This is a genomic window from Aeromicrobium sp. CnD17-E, assembly GCF_024124745.1.
Lineage (GTDB): Bacteria > Actinomycetota > Actinomycetes > Propionibacteriales > Nocardioidaceae > Aeromicrobium.
In genome coordinates this window covers 19,630-36,622 of the sequence record NZ_JAMXRU010000012.1, presented here as the reverse complement: position 1 = coordinate 36,622, position 16,993 = coordinate 19,630, and the positions used below count along the sequence as shown (strand labels likewise).

At 71.3% G+C, this 16,993-nt stretch carries 16 protein-coding genes; all 16 read right to left on the bottom strand.

Features of this window, described 5'->3' with window-relative positions:
- Positions 1 to 7: 7 nt before the first annotated feature.
- The 16 genes from NH339_RS04655 to NH339_RS04580 all read right to left on the bottom strand — a co-directional run bounded on the left by NH339_RS04655 (position 8) and on the right by NH339_RS04580 (position 16,911).
- Entirely contained in the window at positions 8 to 2,341 is a 2,334-nt protein-coding gene (locus tag NH339_RS04655) for a bifunctional (p)ppGpp synthetase/guanosine-3',5'-bis(diphosphate) 3'-pyrophosphohydrolase (RefSeq protein WP_083516382.1), read from the bottom strand.
- A gap of 165 nt (positions 2,342 to 2,506) precedes the next feature.
- Positions 2,507 to 3,031 (bottom strand): adenine phosphoribosyltransferase, encoded by a 525-nt coding sequence (locus NH339_RS04650; RefSeq protein WP_253023005.1) that lies wholly within the window; start codon positions 3,029 to 3,031, stop codon positions 2,507 to 2,509.
- A 5-nt stretch (positions 3,032 to 3,036) separates the two neighbouring features.
- Positions 3,037 to 3,486, bottom strand: a complete 450-nt coding sequence (locus NH339_RS04645) for a hypothetical protein (RefSeq protein ID WP_253023003.1) — start codon at positions 3,484 to 3,486, stop codon at positions 3,037 to 3,039.
- A gap of 50 nt (positions 3,487 to 3,536) precedes the next feature.
- Positions 3,537 to 4,670 (bottom strand): protein translocase subunit SecF, encoded by a 1,134-nt coding sequence (gene secF / locus NH339_RS04640; protein ID WP_253023002.1) that lies wholly within the window; start codon positions 4,668 to 4,670, stop codon positions 3,537 to 3,539.
- On the bottom strand, positions 4,670 to 6,301 hold the full coding sequence (gene secD, locus NH339_RS04635; protein ID WP_253023001.1) for a protein translocase subunit SecD: 1,632 nt from the start codon (positions 6,299 to 6,301) through the stop codon (positions 4,670 to 4,672). The genes secF and secD overlap by 1 nt, the downstream gene beginning before the upstream one ends.
- Positions 6,301 to 6,594, bottom strand: coding sequence for a preprotein translocase subunit YajC (gene yajC / locus NH339_RS04630; protein WP_067857924.1), 294 nt, complete (start codon positions 6,592 to 6,594; stop codon positions 6,301 to 6,303). Before yajC ends, secD begins: the two co-directional genes overlap by 1 nt.
- A gap of 156 nt (positions 6,595 to 6,750) precedes the next feature.
- Entirely contained in the window at positions 6,751 to 7,806 is a 1,056-nt protein-coding gene (gene ruvB / locus NH339_RS04625; RefSeq protein WP_067861586.1) for a Holliday junction branch migration DNA helicase RuvB, read from the bottom strand.
- 5 nt (positions 7,807 to 7,811) lie between these two features.
- Positions 7,812 to 8,405 carry a Holliday junction branch migration protein RuvA gene (gene ruvA, locus NH339_RS04620; protein ID WP_253023000.1) on the bottom strand — a complete coding sequence of 198 codons (594 nt, stop codon included), beginning with the start codon at positions 8,403 to 8,405 and terminating at the stop codon, positions 7,812 to 7,814.
- A complete protein-coding gene (locus tag NH339_RS04615) occupies positions 8,402 to 8,944 on the bottom strand; it encodes a crossover junction endodeoxyribonuclease RuvC (protein ID WP_253022999.1) in 543 nt (180 codons plus the stop codon). The genes ruvA and NH339_RS04615 overlap by 4 nt, the downstream gene beginning before the upstream one ends.
- A 703-nt stretch (positions 8,945 to 9,647) precedes the next feature.
- Positions 9,648 to 10,403 carry a YebC/PmpR family DNA-binding transcriptional regulator gene (locus tag NH339_RS04610; protein WP_253022998.1) on the bottom strand — a complete coding sequence of 252 codons (756 nt, stop codon included), beginning with the start codon at positions 10,401 to 10,403 and terminating at the stop codon, positions 9,648 to 9,650.
- A gap of 41 nt (positions 10,404 to 10,444) precedes the next feature.
- Positions 10,445 to 11,068, bottom strand: coding sequence for a pyridoxal 5'-phosphate synthase glutaminase subunit PdxT (gene pdxT, locus NH339_RS04605; protein ID WP_253022997.1), 624 nt, complete (start codon positions 11,066 to 11,068; stop codon positions 10,445 to 10,447).
- A gap of 323 nt (positions 11,069 to 11,391) precedes the next feature.
- Positions 11,392 to 12,318 (bottom strand): pyridoxal 5'-phosphate synthase lyase subunit PdxS, encoded by a 927-nt coding sequence (pdxS, locus tag NH339_RS04600; protein ID WP_067857939.1) that lies wholly within the window; start codon positions 12,316 to 12,318, stop codon positions 11,392 to 11,394.
- A gap of 9 nt (positions 12,319 to 12,327) precedes the next feature.
- A complete protein-coding gene (locus NH339_RS04595) occupies positions 12,328 to 13,992 on the bottom strand; it encodes an FAD-dependent oxidoreductase (RefSeq protein ID WP_253022996.1) in 1,665 nt (554 codons plus the stop codon).
- 1 nt (position 13,993) lies between these two features.
- Positions 13,994 to 15,028 carry a diiron oxygenase gene (locus NH339_RS04590; protein WP_253022995.1) on the bottom strand — a complete coding sequence of 345 codons (1,035 nt, stop codon included), beginning with the start codon at positions 15,026 to 15,028 and terminating at the stop codon, positions 13,994 to 13,996.
- Between the two features lie 750 nt (positions 15,029 to 15,778).
- Positions 15,779 to 16,417 (bottom strand): phosphatidylinositol phosphate synthase, encoded by a 639-nt coding sequence (gene pgsA / locus NH339_RS04585; RefSeq protein ID WP_253022993.1) that lies wholly within the window; start codon positions 16,415 to 16,417, stop codon positions 15,779 to 15,781.
- The gene (locus NH339_RS04580) at positions 16,417 to 16,911 is read right to left on the bottom strand and encodes an HIT domain-containing protein (protein ID WP_253023030.1); all 495 of its coding nucleotides are present in this window, start codon (positions 16,909 to 16,911) and stop codon (positions 16,417 to 16,419) included. The genes pgsA and NH339_RS04580 overlap by 1 nt, the downstream gene beginning before the upstream one ends.
- Positions 16,912 to 16,993: the final 82 nt, after the last annotated feature.

Below are 16,993 nucleotides of genomic sequence, written 5' to 3'. Positions count from 1 at the left end.
GACACCGTCACTGGGTGACGCGGTAGACGTCGAACACGCCCTCGATGTGCCGCACGGCGGCGAGCACGTGGTCGAGGTGCTTCGGGTCGCCCATCTCGAAGCTGAACTTGCTCTTCGCGACGCGGTCGCGCCCCGTGGTCAGTGCCGCCGACAGGATGTTCACGTGCTGGTCGGAGATGATCCGGGTGATGTCGCTGAGCAGGCGGGGCCGGTCGAGCGCCTCGACCTGGATGGCGACGAGGAAGGTGCTGTGCGCCGTGGGGGCCCACTGCACCGGCACCAGGCGCTCGGGCTGCGAGCGCAGCGACTGCAGGTTCACGCAGTCCTTGCGGTGCACCGAGACGCCCGAGCCTCGGGTGACGAACCCCTCGATGTCGTCGCCCGGCACCGGCGTGCAGCAGCGGGCGAGCTTGACCATGAGGTCGCCGGAGACCCCGACGACGAGCACGCCCGCCTGGCCGTCGCCGCGCGGACGGCGCGAGCCGCTGCCCGGGATGACGGTCGCCTCGGCGAGGTCCTCCTCGGCTCCGTCGCGGCCGCCGGACAGGGCGATGACCCGCTCGACGACGTTCTGCGCACCGACGTTGTTCTCACCCACGGCGGCGTACAGCGCCGAGACGTCGGGGAGGTTGAGGTCCTTGGCGATCGCGTCGAGCGTGTCGTGCTTGAAGATGCGGTGCAGCGGCAGGTTCTCCTTGCGCATCTGCTTCGCGATGAGGTCGCGGCCGTGCTCGATCGCCTCCTCGCGCCGCTCCTTGGTGAACCACTGGCGGATCTTGTTGCGGGCGCGCGGGCTCTTGACGAACTCCAGCCAGTCGCGGCTGGGCCCGGCGTCGGGCGACTTGGACGTGAAGACCTCGACGACGTCGCCCGTCTTCAGCTCCGACTCCAGCGAGACGAGCCGTCCGTTCACCCGGGCGCCGATGCAGGCGTGGCCCACCTCGGTGTGCACGGCGTAGGCGAAGTCGACCGGGGTGGCCTGGGCGGGCAGCTGGATGACGTCGCCGCGCGGGGTGTAGGCGTAGACGCCCGCGCTGTTCATCTCGAAGCGCAGGTTGTCGAGGAAGTCGACGGAGTCCTCGGTCTCGGACTGCCACTGGACCAGCTCGCGCAGCCAGGCCATGTCGTCGCTGCCCGGCGAGGCGTTCTTGCCGGTGGCCGGACGCGCGCTGCCGTTCTCCTTGTACTTCCAGTGCGCCGCGACACCGTACTCGGCGCGACGGTGCATGGCGTGCGTACGGATCTGCAGCTCGACCGGCTTGCCCTGCGGGCCGATCACGGTCGTGTGCAGCGACTGGTACATGTTGAACTTCGGGACCGAGATGTAGTCCTTGAACCGACCGGGGATCGGGTTCCACCGCGCGTGGAGCACGCCCAGCACGCCGTAGCAGTCGGCCACGGAGTCGACCAGGATCCGCACGCCGACGAGGTCGAAGATGTCCGTGAACTCGCGCTCGCGGACCAGCATCTTCTGGTAGATCGAGTAGTAGTGCTTGGGCCGGCCGCTGACCGTCGCCTTGATCTTCGCGTGCCGCAGGTCGGACTCGACCTCGCCGATGACCCGCTCCAGGAACTGGCCGCGCGACGGCGCACGGTCGGCCACGAGGCGGACGATCTCGTCGTAGACCTTCGGGTGCAGCGTGGAGAACGCAAGGTCCTCGAGCTCCCACTTGATCGTGTTCATGCCGAGCCGGTGCGCCAGCGGCGCGAAGATCTCGACCGTCTCGCGGGCGATGCGTTCCTGCTTGTCCTGGCGCAGGTAGCGCAGCGTGCGCATGTTGTGCAGCCGGTCGGCGAGCTTGATGACGAGCACGCGGATGTCGCGGCTCATCGCGACGACCATCTTGCGGATCGTCTCCGACTGCGCGGAGTCGCCGTACTTGACCTTGTCGAGCTTGGTGACGCCGTCGACGAGCAGCGCCACCTCCTCGCCGAAGTCGGTGCTGACCGCGTCGAGCGTGTACGGCGTGTCCTCGACGGTGTCGTGCAGGAGCGCGGCGCACAGCGTCGGACCGGTCATGCCCAGCTCGGCGAGGATCGTCGCGACCGCGAGCGGGTGGGTGATGTAGGGGTCGCCGCTCTTGCGCTTCTGGCCCTCGTGCATGCGCTCGGCGATCTCGTACGCCTTGCGGATGACGTCGACGTCGGCCTTCGGGTGGTTCTCGCGGTACACCGCGAGCAGCGGGTCGAGCACCGGGTTCTGCGGCGTCGAGCGGCCGCCGATGCGGGCCAGCCGGCTGCGCACCCGAGCGCCCGCCGGGGCGGGGTCGACGCGGGCAGGCTCGGTCGCCGGCGCCACCTCGGGGGCTCCGGCCTGCGGTGTCTCGATGCGATCAGCCACTCACTGCTCCTGTCGTGCCTTCCATCGTAGGCCAGGGGCGGCCACCACCGAAGCGGCGTGTCAGAGGAGCACGTCCAGCAGGGTGGCGGCCGCCGTCAGCACCAGGATGGCGACGAGCACGAGGGCGATGGTGCGGGTGTGTCGAGGGTTCACGGTCTCCGGTCCTCAGTAGCGGCGCAGGCTCACGAGCGGGACGTCCGCGAGCCGCTCGCGGCCTCCGAGCGCCCCGATCTCCAGGACCACGGCGTTGCCCACGACCTCGGCGCCGCAGGTCTGCACCAGCTCGGCGGCCGCGCGCAGCGTGCCGCCGGTGGCGAGGACGTCGTCAACCACGACGACGCGGGCGCCGGGCGCCAGTGCATCGGTGTGGATCTCCACCGTCGCCTCGCCGTACTCGAGCGCGTAGGTGGCGCGGTGCGTGTCGGCAGGCAGCTTGCCCTCCTTGCGCACGGGCACGAAACCGACGCCCAGCTCCAGGGCCAGGGGCGCGCCGAAGATGAACCCGCGCGCCTCGACACCGACGACGGCGTCGGGGCGCAGCCCACGGACGGCGTCGGCCAGCGCGGCCGTCACCGCGCCGAACGCGTCCGGGTCGGCGAGCAGCGGCGTGACGTCGCGGAAGGTGACGCCCGGCGCCGGCCAGTCCTCGACCGGCCGGACGCAGGCGTCGATCGCCGTGGCGGCGTCCACGGAGGTCAGGACGTCTTCAGGTCGACGTCGCACTCGTCCTTGGCGTGCTTCTCGATCGCGTCGGACGCCTTGGTGAACTTCTCGTCGCCCAGCTTCTGGAACTCCGAGGCCAGACCCTGCAGCTTCGTCATGTCGACGCCCTCGGGCAGGTTGCCCGACTGGACCTTCGCGAGGTCGGACATCTTGAGGCCGGCGTCGTCGAGCGCCTTCTCGACGGAGGTGATGCCGTCGTCGAGCACCTTCCAGTCGCTCTTGATGTCGGAGGGGGCCTCGTCGGCGAGCTGGTGGAACGTCTTGAACGCCTCGTCGATCTTGCCGAGGTCGTTGCTCTCGAGCGAGTCGAACTGCTTCGTGGCGGACTTCAGGTCGGAGCAGTAGGCGCTGCTGCCGGATCCGCAGGCGGTCAGGGTGGTGGTGGCGGCGAGCAGGGCGCCGGCGAGGGCAAGCTTCTTCATGCCCGCAAGCATGTCATGCCGACCCTCGGACGGCCCACGGCCCCACGCCGTCACCGTCCGCCCGACCCGCTGCCGCCCTTGCGCGCCGAACGCGGCGGACGGGACGGCTGGCGCCGCTCGCCGGGACCGCGGACGGCGGAGCCCTGCTCCCCCGCAGCCACCGGCTGGGCCTCGTCGGCACCGGCCTGCTCGGCCGCGACCTGGGCGTCCTTCGCCCGCCGGGCAAGCACCCGCTTCGTGTGCGCCTTGACGGCGGGGTCGCGCTCGCGCAGCTGGACCGCGAGCGGCGTCGCGATGCAGATCGAGGAGTAGGTGCCGGCCGCCATGCCGATGAAGAGGGCCAGCGCGAGGTCCTTGAGCGGGCCCGACCCGAGGACGCCCACACCGACGACGAGCAGCGCGAGCACCGGCAGCAGTGCCGTCACCGAGGTGTTGATGGACCGCACGAGGGTCTGGTTGACCGCCAGGTTCGCCTGCTCGGCGTACGTGCGACGGTTCGAGGCCAGCACCCCGTGGGTGTTCTCGCGCACCTTGTCGTAGACGACGACGGTGTCGTAGAGCGAGTAGCCGAGGATGGTCAGGAAGCCCGTGACGGTCGCGGGCGTCACCTCGAAGCCCGACCACGCGTACACGCCGGCGGTGATGAGCACGTCGTGCGCGAGCGCGACGACGGCCGCGAGCGACATCCGCCAGTCGCGGAAGTAGGCGGCGATGAACACGACGACCACCACGAGGAACACGAGCAGGCCGGTGAGCGCCTTGCTGGCCACCTGCTTGCCCCACGACGGGCCGATGAGGTTCTGGCTGACCTCGGTCGCGCCGGCGTCGGTGAGCGCCTTCTCGAGCGTGGCCGTCTGGTCCTGCGTCAGGGCGCGGACGTCGATGCGGATCGTGTCCTGCCCCGAGGTGGTGACGATGGGGTCGCCCGCCTCCGGGACGCCGGCCTCGTCGATGGCGCGCGTGAGCCGGTCGGCGGTCGCGGTGTCGGCCTGCTGCACCTTGGCGGTGAGCTCGACACCGCCCTTGAACTCGATGCCGAGGTTGAACCCCTGCACGACGAAGCCGAGCGTGGAGGCCAGCAGGATCACGACGGAGATCGTGTACCAGAGCCGGCGGCGGCCGACGAAGTCGACCGAGACACGGCCGGTGTAGAGGTGCTGGCCGAAGCTGCTGAGACGTCCCATCAGGCGCGTCCTCCCGTGCGGGTCCGGGCGGGCCCGGACTGGTCGACGGCACGCTCACCGATGCCGAGGTGGGCGGCGTCGAAGCCGGAGAGCTTGTGCCCCTTGCCGAAGAATCTCGTGCTGGCGAGCAGCGACATCAGCGGCTTGGTGAACAGGAACACGACGATGACGTCGATGATCGTCGTCAGGCCGAGCGCGAACGCGAACCCGCGCACCACGCCGATCGCGAAGATGAACAGGATCACCGCGGCGAGCAGCGAGACGCCGTCGGCCGCCAGGATGGTGCGCCGGGCGCGGTCCCACCCCGACTCGACCGCCAGGCGCAGCGACTTGCCGTCGCGCACCTCGTCGCGGATGCGTTCGAAGAGGACGATGAAGGAGTCGGCGGTGATGCCGATCGCGACGATCAGGCCCGCGATGCCGGGCAGCGTCAGCGTGAAGCCGAGCGACTGCCCGAGCAGCAGGACCATGGCGTAGCTGACGGCGGCGGCCATGAGCAGCGAGCCGATGGCCACGAGGCCGAGGCCCCGGTAGTAGAGCAGCAGGTAGCCCATGACGAGCACGAGACCCACGCCGCCGGCAAGCAGACCGGCCTGCAGCTGGCTGCCCGCGAGCGACGGACCCTCCACGGAGACGCCGTTGACCTTGAAGGTCAGGGGCAGCGCACCGTAGGTGAGCTGGTTGGCGAGCGCCTTGGACGACGTCGACGTGAAGCTGCCCTGGATCTGGGACTGCCCGTTGCGGATGACCGCCTGCGACGTCGGCGCGCTGAGCACCTCGCCGTCGAGGACGATCGCGAAGCTCTTCTGCTGCGGGGTGAGCGCGGTGGTGACGGCGTCGAACACCTTGGAGCCGGCGTCGCGCATCGCGATGGAGACGACCCACTGCGACCGCTGGCTGTCGTAGACCTGCTCGGCCTTCTTGACCTGCGAGCCCTCGATCACGGAGGGGCTGAGGACGAAGACCTGCCCGTTGGTCGGGTCGCAGGTGACGAGCGGCCGACTGGGCACGTCCTCGACCTGGTTGCCGTCCGGGGAGCACTGGAACCCGGCGGCCAGCTGCTGCAGCGCGGCGACGCCGTCGGAGTACTGCTTCGGCAGGGTGGCCGGCGAGTCGGTCTCGGCGGCGATCATCTGGTCGAGCGACAGCTTGGTCCAGTCGACCGCTGACACCGCCTTCTCGGCCTTCGCGCGCGCCGCGTCGTCGAGCGGCTGGCCCGTGGCGCCCTGCGCCTGGGCCCAGACGAGCCGGAAGCGCAGCTGGGCCGTCTTGCCGACCTGGTCGACGATGTTGCCGCGGCGCTCGCCGGGGATCTCGATGATGACCTGGTTGCCGCCCTGGGTGGTGACCTCGGCCTCCGACACGCCCGTGGCGTTGACGCGCTGGTCGATGATGTCGCGCGCCTCGCGCAGCTTCTCCGGCGTCACGTCGCCCGACGAGGCCTCGGCCTGGAGGGTGATGCGGGTGCCGCCCTGGAGGTCGAGGCCGAGGCGCGGCTTCCAGACGGCACCGTCGTCGTGCTTCAGGTCGACGCCGACGAGCAGGCCGTAGAGCGCCACGACCAGCGCGAGGAACAGCAGGAGGGTGCGACGAGGACGCGGGGTCCCGGGTCGGGGCGCAGGTCTGGCCATCAGTCGTTCGGGCTCTCGGGTTCGGGGGTCGGGCTCGGGTCGGCGACCTTCGCGACGGCCTGGCGGTTGACGGTGATCACGGTGTCCGGGGCGATGCGCAGCTCGGCCTCGACGTCGCCGAGGGAGACGAGCTCGCCGTAGATGCCGCTGGCGAGCATGACACGACGACCGGGCTCGAGGGCGGCCTGGGTGTTCTGGTAGTCCTTCTGCCGCGCCCGCGCCGGTCGCATGACCAGCAGGTAGAAGATCACGAGCAGCAGGACGATCGGCAGGAGGCTGTAGAGGTCGGTCACGGGAGATGCTCCGTCAGGGTGGGATGTCGTCCGCAGGGCGGACCTGGCTCAGGGCCAGGAGGAAGTTTAGACACGCAACCAAGCACCGTGGCCCTTCTCATGCTTCCACGAGGGCGTGTCGGGACGGACGTCTGCCCCGTCGTGGACGCGCCGTGGTTAGGCGTCGTCGAGCGGGAGCTGCGCCGGGTCGGCCGGTGCGGCGAGCCCGAGGTGACGCCAGGCGGCGGGGGTCGCGATCCGACCGCGCGGCGTGCGCGCGAGGAAGCCGAGCCGGACGAGGAAGGGCTCGGCGAGCTCCTCGACGGTCTCGCGCTCCTCACCGACGGCGACGGCGAGCGTGCTGATGCCGACCGGTCCCCCGCCGAAGCTGCCGCAGAGCGCCTGCAGCACGGCACGGTCGAGCCGGTCGAGCCCGAGGTCGTCGACCTCGTACAGGGCGAGGGCCTTGCGCGCCTCGGGGTGGCCGACGGTGCCGTCGCCGCGCACCTGCGCGTAGTCGCGGACGCGACGCAGCAGCCGGTTGGCGATGCGCGGGGTCCCGCGGGAGCGGGAGGCGATCTCGCGGGCGCCGTCGTCGGAGATGGTGAGGTCGAGCAGCCGGGCGGAGCGTTCGACGATGCGTTGCAGCTCGGCGGCCTCGTAGTAGTCGAGCTGGGCGGTGAAGCCGAACCGGTCGCGCAGCGGCCCGGGCAGGAGCCCTGCGCGGGTGGTGGCGCCGACGACGGTGAACGGCGGGATCTCGAGCGGGATCGCCGTCGCGCCCGGGCCCTTGCCGACGACGACGTCGACCCGGAAGTCCTCCATCGCCATGTACAGCAGCTCCTCGGCGGGCCGCGACATGCGGTGGATCTCGTCGATGAAGAGGACGTCGCCCTCGTCGACACCGGACAGGATCGCGGCGAGGTCGCCCGCGTGCTGGATGGCGGGACCGCTGGTGAGGCGCAGGTGCGCGCCGAGCTGGTGGGCGATGATCATCGCGATCGTGGTCTTGCCCAGGCCGGGAGGACCGGAGAGCAGGACGTGGTCGGGTGTGCGGCCTCGCTGCTGCGCGGCCTCGAGCACGAGCGAGAGCTGCTCGCGGACCCGCTCCTGGCCGACCAGCTCCTCGAGGGTGCGCGGGCGCAGGGCGGCGTCGAAGGCGCGGTCGTCGGGCGTGGCCTCGGCGAGGACGGCGTCGAGGTCGGTGAAGGAGTCGCGGTACTCGTCGTGCACGCCGCTCACGCCTTCGACAGGGATCGCAGGGCGAGGCGCAGCAGCTGGCCGACGTCGGGCTCGTCGCCCGCGGAGTCGGCCACGGCGTCGATGGCGCGCTCGGCGTCGCGCGAGGACCAGCCGAGGCTCTGCAGCGCCTCGAGCACCTGCGCCCGCCACGGTTCGCCTCCACCGGTGCCGCCGGACGTCGCGACGGGTGCCGGGCCGACGCGGTCCTTCAGCTCGACGACGATCCGCTCGGCGCCCTTGCGGCCGATGCCGGGCACCGACGTGAGCACCGCGTGGTCGGACTCGGCGATGGCGCGACGCAGCCGGTCGGGGGCGAGGACGGCGAGCATCGCGAGCGCGACCTTGGGCCCGATGCCGCTGGCGGTCTGCACCAGCAGGAACATGTCGCGCTCGTCGGCGTCGGCGAACCCGTAGAGGGTCAGGGAGTCCTCGCGGACGACCAGCGTGGTGGCGAGCTGGGCCTGCTCCCCCAGCCGCAGCCGGGCGATGGTGCCGGGCGTGCAGTGCACGAGGTGGCCGAGGCCGGCCACGTCGATGACGGCGGAGTCGAGCGAGAGGGCGGCCACCTGGCCGCGGACGTGGGCGATCACCGGAGGGACTCCTTGCGCTGGGCAGCGGCGTGGGCCTGCTGCAGACGGTTCTGCGCGCCGCCACGCCAGATCTGGCAGATGGCCAGGGCGAGCGCGTCGGTGGCGTCGACCGGCTTGGGCGCCTCCGCGAGACGCAGCAGCCGCACCACCATGGCCGCCACCTGCGCCTTGTCGGCGCGCCCGCTGCCCGTGACGGCCGCCTTGACCTCGCTGGGCGTGTGCAGCTTGACGTCGACCCCGTGCCGGGCGGCCACGAGCATCGCGACCGCGCTCGCCTGCGCGGTGCCCATGACGGTGCTGACGTTGCTCTGGCTGAACACCCGCTCGACGGCCACGACGTGCGGCCGGTGCAGCCGCACCGCCTCCTCGAGCCCCTGCTCCAGCCGGTGCAGACGCCGGGCGGTGTCGAGGTCGGCCGGCGTGCGCAGCACGTCGACGTGCACCATCTCCAACGGCCGACCGACGGAGCCCTGCACGACACCGAGACCGAGCCGCGTCAGCCCGGGATCGACCGCGAGCACGCGCGTGGGGGAACGCATGTTCGAACGATAACCCGCAGCCGCGACGCCGCGCCGGACGCCACGCCGGGGTCGGGTGGGGTGCTGCCGCAGGGGGGCTCGACCTGCTGGTGCGCTGCCGGCGGGGGTCCCGACCTGCTGCGGCGCTGCCGCAGGAGGTCTAAGCGTGCTGCTGCGCTGCCTGGGCCTTCGCTGTGTCTGGTCTCCGAAAGGGCCTCGACCGGGTGGCCGGCGACCGCGCTGGTCTGGGGTCTCGGGCTGTGGGCCGGTGCTGGGGTGGACGCAAGATTCTGCTTTCGCGTGGAACGGTCCACGCGAAAGCAGAATCTTTCCGACGCGGCCCCCTCTATCGGTGGATCTGCAACCGCAGAAGCGCTCCTGCGGGTGCAGATCCACCGATAGGACGCGCAAACGCAGAACCGTGGGCCGAGGACGCAGAAACGAAGAATCGTGCGTCAAGGACGGGCTGAGCCAGACCCCGAGACCCGAAACCACCCCCAGGCCCGCTGCCGGTCGAGGCCCTTTCGGAGACCACCCCCAGCGAAGGCCGAGGCAGCGCACCAGCAAGGTCACGACGACCGCAGGCAGCGCTCCAGCCGGTCGAGGCCCGCGCAGGCAGCGCAGCAGCAGGTCAGGACCCCCGCAGGCACCGCACCAGCGAGGTCACACCCCCGCGCACGCAGCGCAGCAACGAGCCACGCCCCCCGCAAGAAGGCTCCCGAGATCAGTCCTCGTCGAGCTCCGCGAGCACGTCGTCGCTGATGTCGACGTTGGAGAAGACGTTCTGCACGTCGTCGAGGTCCTCGAGGGCGTCGACGAGCTTGACGACCTTCTTGGCGCCGTCGACGTCGACGGGCACCTCGACCGAGGGGACGAAGGAGGCCTCGGCGGAGTCGTAGTCGAGCCCGGCCTCCTGGAGGGCGCTGCGGACGGCGACGAGGTCGGACGCCTCGCTGATCACCTCGAAGCTCTCGCCGTGGTCCTTGACCTCCTCGGCGCCGGCGTCGAGCACGGCCAGCAGGATGTCGTCCTCGGTGGTGTCCTGGGCGGGCACCTGCACGACACCCTTGCGGTGGAACAGGTAGGCGACGGAGCCGGGGTCGGCGAGCGTCCCGCCGTTGCGCGACACGGCGGTGCGCACCTCCATCGCGGCCCGGTTCTTGTTGTCGGTGAGGCACTCCACCAGGAGCGCGACGCCGCTCGGCCCGTACACCTCGTACATGATCGTGGTGTAGTCGACCGCGTCGCCGCCGATGCCGCCGCCGCGCTTGACCGCACGGTCGATGTTGTCGTTCGGGACCGACGACTTCTTCGCCTTCTGGATGGCGTCGTACAGGGTCGGGTTGCCGTCGGGGTCGGGCCCGCCGGTCCGCGCCGCCACCTCGATGGTCTTGATCAGCTTGGCGAACATCTTGCCGCGCTTGGCGTCGATGGCGGCCTTCTTGTGCTTGGTCGTCGCCCACTTGGAGTGGCCTGACATCCCGTGCCCCTTTCCGCGCCACCTCGGCAGGTGGCGGATCCCTACATGTCCACGAGGTCCAGGAACAGGCGGTGCAGGCGGAGGTCGTCCCCCACCTCCGGGTGGAACGACGTCGCGAGCAGGGCACCCTGCCGGACCGCGACGATCCTATCGGCTCGCTCGTCGTCGTCGCCCGTCGCCGCGTCCAGCACGACCGGGACACGGGCGAGCACCTCGACGTCGGGGCCGACCTGCTCCACCCACGGTGCCCGGATGAACACGGCGTGGACGGGGTCCGGGAAGGTCGTGAACGGCACCTGCGCCTCGAAGGAGTCGACCTGGCGGCCGAACGCGTTGCGGCGCACGGTGACGTCGAGCCCGCCGAACGTGGTCTGGCCGTCGGCGCCGTCGACGATGCGGTCGGCGAGCATGATCATGCCCGCGCACGTGCCGAACGTCGGCAGCCCCTCGGCGATCCGGCGGCGGAACGCGTCGGCCACGCCGAACACGTCGGCCAGCTTGATCATCGTGGTCGACTCACCGCCCGGGATCACGAGGCCGTCGACCCGGTCGAGCTCCTCCTCGCGACGCACGGCGACGACGTCCGCCCCCAACGCCTGGAGGGCCTGCACGTGCTCGCGGACGTCGCCCTGGAGGGCGAAGACGCCGATGGTCGGGGAGGTCACCGGGACAGCCTAGTGACGCGGTCGCGGGCCGTCCGAGAGGACCCAGCAGGCGGGGGCGGGCGCTGAGCGCCTCACACCCCCGCCGCTCCCTCACGGCATCCCTCCCGATCGGGTCTGGGGTCGGGACCGCACGCACCGGCCTGGTGACGCAGTCCCTGAAGCCGCTCCGAGCACTCCATCCCGGGGCGACGACGTCAGCCTAGCGCGCCCCGGGTCATCGCCCGCCGGGGCGGTGCGGACCGGGCCACGCGAGCGCCGGGGCCGGGAACGAGCGAGGACCCGGCGCCAGCGCCGGGTCCTCGGTCAGGGTCGTGCGGGAGTCGTCACCAGCCGCGCTCGGCGAGGCGGTGCGGCTCGGGGATGTCGTCGACGTTGATGCCGACCATCGCCTCGCCGAGACCGCGGGAGACCTTCGCGACCACGTCGGGGTCGTCGTAGAACGTCGTGGCCTTGACGATGGCCTCGGCGCGCTGCTGCGGGTTGCCGGACTTGAAGATGCCGGAGCCGACGAACACGCCCTCGGAGCCGAGCTGCATGACGAGCGCGGCGTCGGCGGGCGTGGCGATGCCGCCGGCGGTGAACAGGGTGACGGGCAGCTTGCCGAGCTCGGCGACCTCCTTGACCAGCTCGAAGGGCGCCTGCAGCTCCTTCGCCGCGACGTACAGCTCGTCCTCGCGCAGCGACTGCAGGCGGCGGATCTCGCCGGTGATCTTGCGGATGTGCGTGACGGCGTTGGACACGTCACCGGTGCCGGCCTCGCCCTTGGAGCGGATGAACGCCGCGCCCTCGGTGAGCCGGCGCAGCGCCTCGCCGAGGTTGGTCGCACCACAGACGAACGGGACGTTGAAGGCCCACTTGTCGATGTGGTTGGCGTAGTCCGACGGCGTGAGGACCTCGGACTCGTCGATGTAGTCGACGCCGAGGCTCTGGAGCACCTGCGCCTCGGCGAAGTGGCCGATGCGCGCCTTCGCCATGACCGGGATCGAGACGGCCTCGATGATGCCGTCGATGAGGTCGGGGTCGCTCATGCGCGCGACGCCGCCCTGGGCACGGATGTCGGCCGGGACGCGCTCGAGCGCCATGACGGCCACGGCGCCGGCGTCCTCGGCGATGCGCGCCTGGTCGGCGTCGACGACGTCCATGATGACGCCGCCCTTCAGCATCTCGGCCATGCCGCGCTTGACGCGGGCCGTGCCGACGCTGGGGGTGCTGGTGCCGTCGGGGGTCGGGGAGGTCTGCGGGGTGCTCACGGCTCCAGTCTATCGAGCGCTGGCGACACCGTTCACGACGTCCAGCATCCGTGCCCGGTCGACGACCTTGCGACGCGGACGGCCCTGCTCGCGTCCGGCGGCGCGCTCGTGCGCGTCGAGGCGTCGCCAGGCGTCCAGGTCGAGCCCCGCGAGGTCCTGCACGCGGCCGGACCGCCCGGGAGCCCCGGAGTTCGGCTCGGGGTCGAGCCGGCCGAGCGCGACGTCGGCGAGGAGGTGGTTGACGGTCTCCAGCGAGCACGACTTGTTGGTGCCGATGAAGCCGGTGGGGCCGCGCTTGGCCCACCCGACGACGTACGTGCGCGGCAGGAGCGCGCCGCCGGGGGCCTCGAGCACGCGCCCGCCGACGTTCGGGATGCGGTGCGCCACCGGGTCGAACGGCACCCCGGGCACGGGCGTCGAGCGGTAGCCGACCGAGCGCAGGACCGACGTGGTGGCGACGTCGTCGAGCTCGCCCGTGGGCACGGCCCGGACGGTGCCGTCGACGTCGGTCTCCAGCCGGGTGCGGGTGAGGCGCACCCCCGTGACCGCACGCTCCCCCAGCACCTCGACCGGCGCGGCGAGGAAGCGCAGGAGCACGTGGCGACGTCCCTCGACCGGTTCGGCGGTGGTGCCCTCACGCAGCAGGCGGATCTTCACGTCGTCGCCGTCGAGCAGGTCGCGCTGCGGCACGACGACGTCGACGTCGGGGTGGTGCAGCAGCCCGACGAGCTCGGGCACGGTGAAGGCCGCCTGGGCGGGCCCGCGTCGCGCGACCAGCTCGACGCAGCGCAGCCGGCTGGTCCGCAGGGCCTCGAGGGCGTGGTCGGCGATGTCGGTGCGGGCCAGCTCCGCGGGGTCGCTGAGCAGCACGCGCGCGACGTCGAGGGCGACGTTGCCGTTGCCGACGACCACGGTGCGCTCGGCGTCGAGGTCGATCGGGGTGGCCACGTGGTCGGGATGGCCGTTGTACCAGGCGACCACCGCCGTGGCGGTGGTGTTGCCCGGCAGGTCCTCCCCCGGGATCCCGAGGCGGCGGTCGGCGGAGGCCCCCGTGGCGTAGACGACCGCGTCGTGGCGCTGCAGGAGCTGCTCGTGGGTGACGTCGACGCCCACCTCGAGGCCGAGGGCGTAGGAGAAGCCGGGCTGCGCCTCGATGCGCGCGAAGAGGTCGGTGATGGCCTTCGTGTGCTGGTGGTCGGGCGCGACGCCGGCGCGCACGAGGCCGTGCGGCGTGGGGAGCCGGTCGACGACCGTCACCCGCACACCACGCTGCTTCAAGAGCTCGTCGGCGGCGTACAGCGCGGCCGGGCCCGCGCCGACTACAGCGACGTCGAGCCGGCGCTCCGGCGGCAGCCGGACGACGGGCGGCACGGGCGCCTGCGCCGGACGGGTGGGCGACTCCAGGCCGTTGCCGACGTCGGACCCGGCGTGGAACAGCGCGTTCAGCTCGACGAAGACCTGCTCGTCGGGGGTGAGCCGCGACGCCGGCTTGATCGCGCCCACGGGGCACGCCCGGACGCACGCGCCGCAGTCGACGCAGGCCTGCGGGTCGATGTAGACCATGTCCGACGTGGCGAAGTCGGGCTCGTCGGGCGTCGGGTGGATGCAGTTGACCGGACAGGCGAAGGCACAGGCGGCGTCGCCACAGCACGCCTGGGTGACGACGTGCGGCACGTCAGGACGGACCGACCGGGGACGGGTCGGTCAGCCGCGCCGGCGGCTCGCTGCGGTAGCGCGACGGGCGACCGTCGATCTTCAGCCACCGCCACATCCAGCGCGACGAGCGCGTCATGAGCGTCGACTCCTCGGCCAGCATGCGCACGTCGCTGAACAGCTCGGCGAGGAACTCGCGGGACTCGGGCGCGTCCCAGTAGAGCTCGTCGATGACCTCCTGCGGCACGCCCATCTGGGTGCGCAGCTCCTTCGGCGGGACGAGGATGAGGTCGCCGGCGACGCGCATGATGATCGGGAAGAGCATCGACATGATCCAGCGGTCGACCTTCCCGAGGTGGGGGCCGCTGCGCATGACGTAGGCGTGGGCGAAGGAGATGTGGCGTGCCTCCTCCGCGACGTGGATCTGCATGATGCGACGCATGACCGGCGGCAGGTTCGTGCCCTCGCGCAGCATCCGCTTCTGCGTGTGGTCGATCGGCTCCTCGCCGGCCAGCACCGCGATGAAGAAGCCGAGCGGGTAGCGGGACGCGAACAGCGGGATGACACCGTGCAGCGCCCGCATCCAGCGCGGCATGCCCGGGACGTCGGCGCCGATGCGGTTGACGCACTCCTGGAACATCTGCGTGTGGTGGCACTCCTCCGTCGCCTCGTGGGTGAGGTAGCGGAACTCGGCCGACCCGTTCGGGCGGGTGAAGACGTACTGCATGATGCCGCGGATCAGCAGGTTCTCGAACTGCAGACCCACCTTGAAGATGTTGGCGTAGCGCCACATCCCGATCTCGATCTGCCGCTCGACCGGCAGGTTCTGGTACCAGGGGTGGCGTCCGAGCGGGTCGGCCTCGGTGAGCACCCAGTGCCGGTCGCTGGGGTCGATGCGGAAGTCGGGGTCGTCCCACGGGACGTCGACGAACGCGTCGAAGTTCCGGTCGACGGACGCCTGCGACAGGGCCCGGAGCGTCGCCTCGTACTCGGGCGTCGCGAGCGACGCCAGGCTCTCCTGGGTGCGGTCGAGATCCTGCTCGTCCATGAGGGTCATACCGCGAGTATGTGACGGCCGTCGCTATGTGTCAAGACCAATGTCACATTGATGGTGTCATGGTTTCTCGGCGCACCTTCGTGATGGTGATCGGATGTCTTGCTGTCCCGCTGACGTGGAGGTCTCGTCGTGCTGCTGCGCTGCCGCAGGGGGTCTCGTCGTGCTGGTGCGCTGCCGCAGGGGCGTCGTCTTGCCGGTGCGCTGCCTCGGCTGGCGCTGGGGGTGGTCTCCGAAAGGGCCTCGACCGGACGGCTTGAAACAGCGCTGGGTCGGGCTCTCGGGCCGCGGGTCGCGCTCGGGGTGGACGCACGATGCTGCGTTCGTGTGCTGAACACCGAGGATGCTGCGTCTGCTACGGGATCCCGTCACCAACGCAGAAGCGTCCAGCCTCAAGCGCACGAAGGAAGAAGGTTGGGTGCACTTTGGGGTGGGGCGGGCAGCGCTTCTCCCTTCTCGTGGCACGGTCCACGAGAAGGAAGCATCATTACCACGTCTAGCCCTGTCGGCGGTGGATCTGCCACCTGTAGAGCGCTCAGAAGGTTGCAGATCCACCGATGGCCAGCGCAAGCGCAGACTCTTGCGTCCCACGCGAGCCGCAGCCCGAGAACCCGAGCCGCCGCCGCTCCCAGCCGCCCGGTCGAGGCCCTTCCGGAACGCAGGTCGAGTCGAGGCCGCGCCAACGCAGCCCCACCTGGAGTCCGACCCACACCGACGCAGCCGCAGGTCAAGCAGAAAGCCGCGCCGACGACGTCAGACGTCCAGACCCGGCTGCTGCACGGCCTGGCGGTGGACGATCGCCATGCGCTGGAAGACGGTGACGAGGCTGGCGAGGGCGAGAGCCCACAGGGTCACCTCGCGCAGCACGGGGAGGTCGAGGAGGCCGGAGAAGCCGGTCATGACGAGGATGGCGACGAGCCGGTCGGCGCGCTCGGCGATGCCGCCCTTGGCCTGCATGCCGAGGCTCTCGGCGCGGGCGCGGGCGTACGACGTGAGGCTGCCGAGCACGAGGCAGGCGAGGCTGAGGCCGAGGTACAGCTCGGCCGGGCCGAGCGTCGACTCCGCGTCGGGGCGCGTGTAGTAGAGCAGCAGGCCGCCGAAGACGGCCGCGTCGCCGACCCGGTCGAGCGTGGAGTCCAGGAACGCCCCCCACTTCGACGACTGCCCGGACTTGCGGGCCATGTAGCCGTCCATGAGGTCGCTGAACACGAACGCCGTGACCACCATGACGCCGACGAAGAACTGCCCGCGCGGGAAGAACCACAGGGCGCCGGCGCTGACGCCGAGCGTGCCGACGATGGTCACGTGGTCGGGCTTCACGCCGAGGCGCAGCAGGAGGTCGGCCAGCGGGGACCACACGTTGGTCCAGAACTGGCGGAAGCGTTCGAGCATCAGACGTCCCCAAGGGTGGTCGAAGTGGTGGTGGGGGCTGCGGGCCAGGCCTCGGCCAGCAGGTCGCGGGTGTCCTCGAGCAGCTGCGGCAGCGTCTTGGTGCGGCCGAGCACGGTCATGAAGTTGGCGTCGCCGGACCAGCGCGGCACGACGTGCTGGTGCAGGTGCTGCGACAGCGACCCGCCGGCCACGCCGCCCAGGTTCAGGCCGACGTTGAACCCCTGCGGCGCCGACACGGCGCGGATGGTGCGCAGCGCCGTCTGCGTCAGGGCCGCGACCTCGGCGGTCTCGTCGGCCGTGAGCTCGGTGTAGTCGGCGACGTGCCGGTTCGGCACGACCATGAGGTGCCCGGGGTTGTACGGGTAGAGGTTGAGCACGACGAAGCAGGTGGCACCGCGGTGCACGACGAGCTCGGACTGCGCTCCCCCGGCCGCGATGCGGCAGAAGGGGCAGGTGTCGTCGGGCTCGGGCTCCTCGCCGCGCACGTAGGACATGCGGTACGGCACCCAGAGACGCTCCAGGCGGTCGTCGAGGCTCACCCGACCACCCTAGACGAGGGGTTCGCTGCGCCTGCCG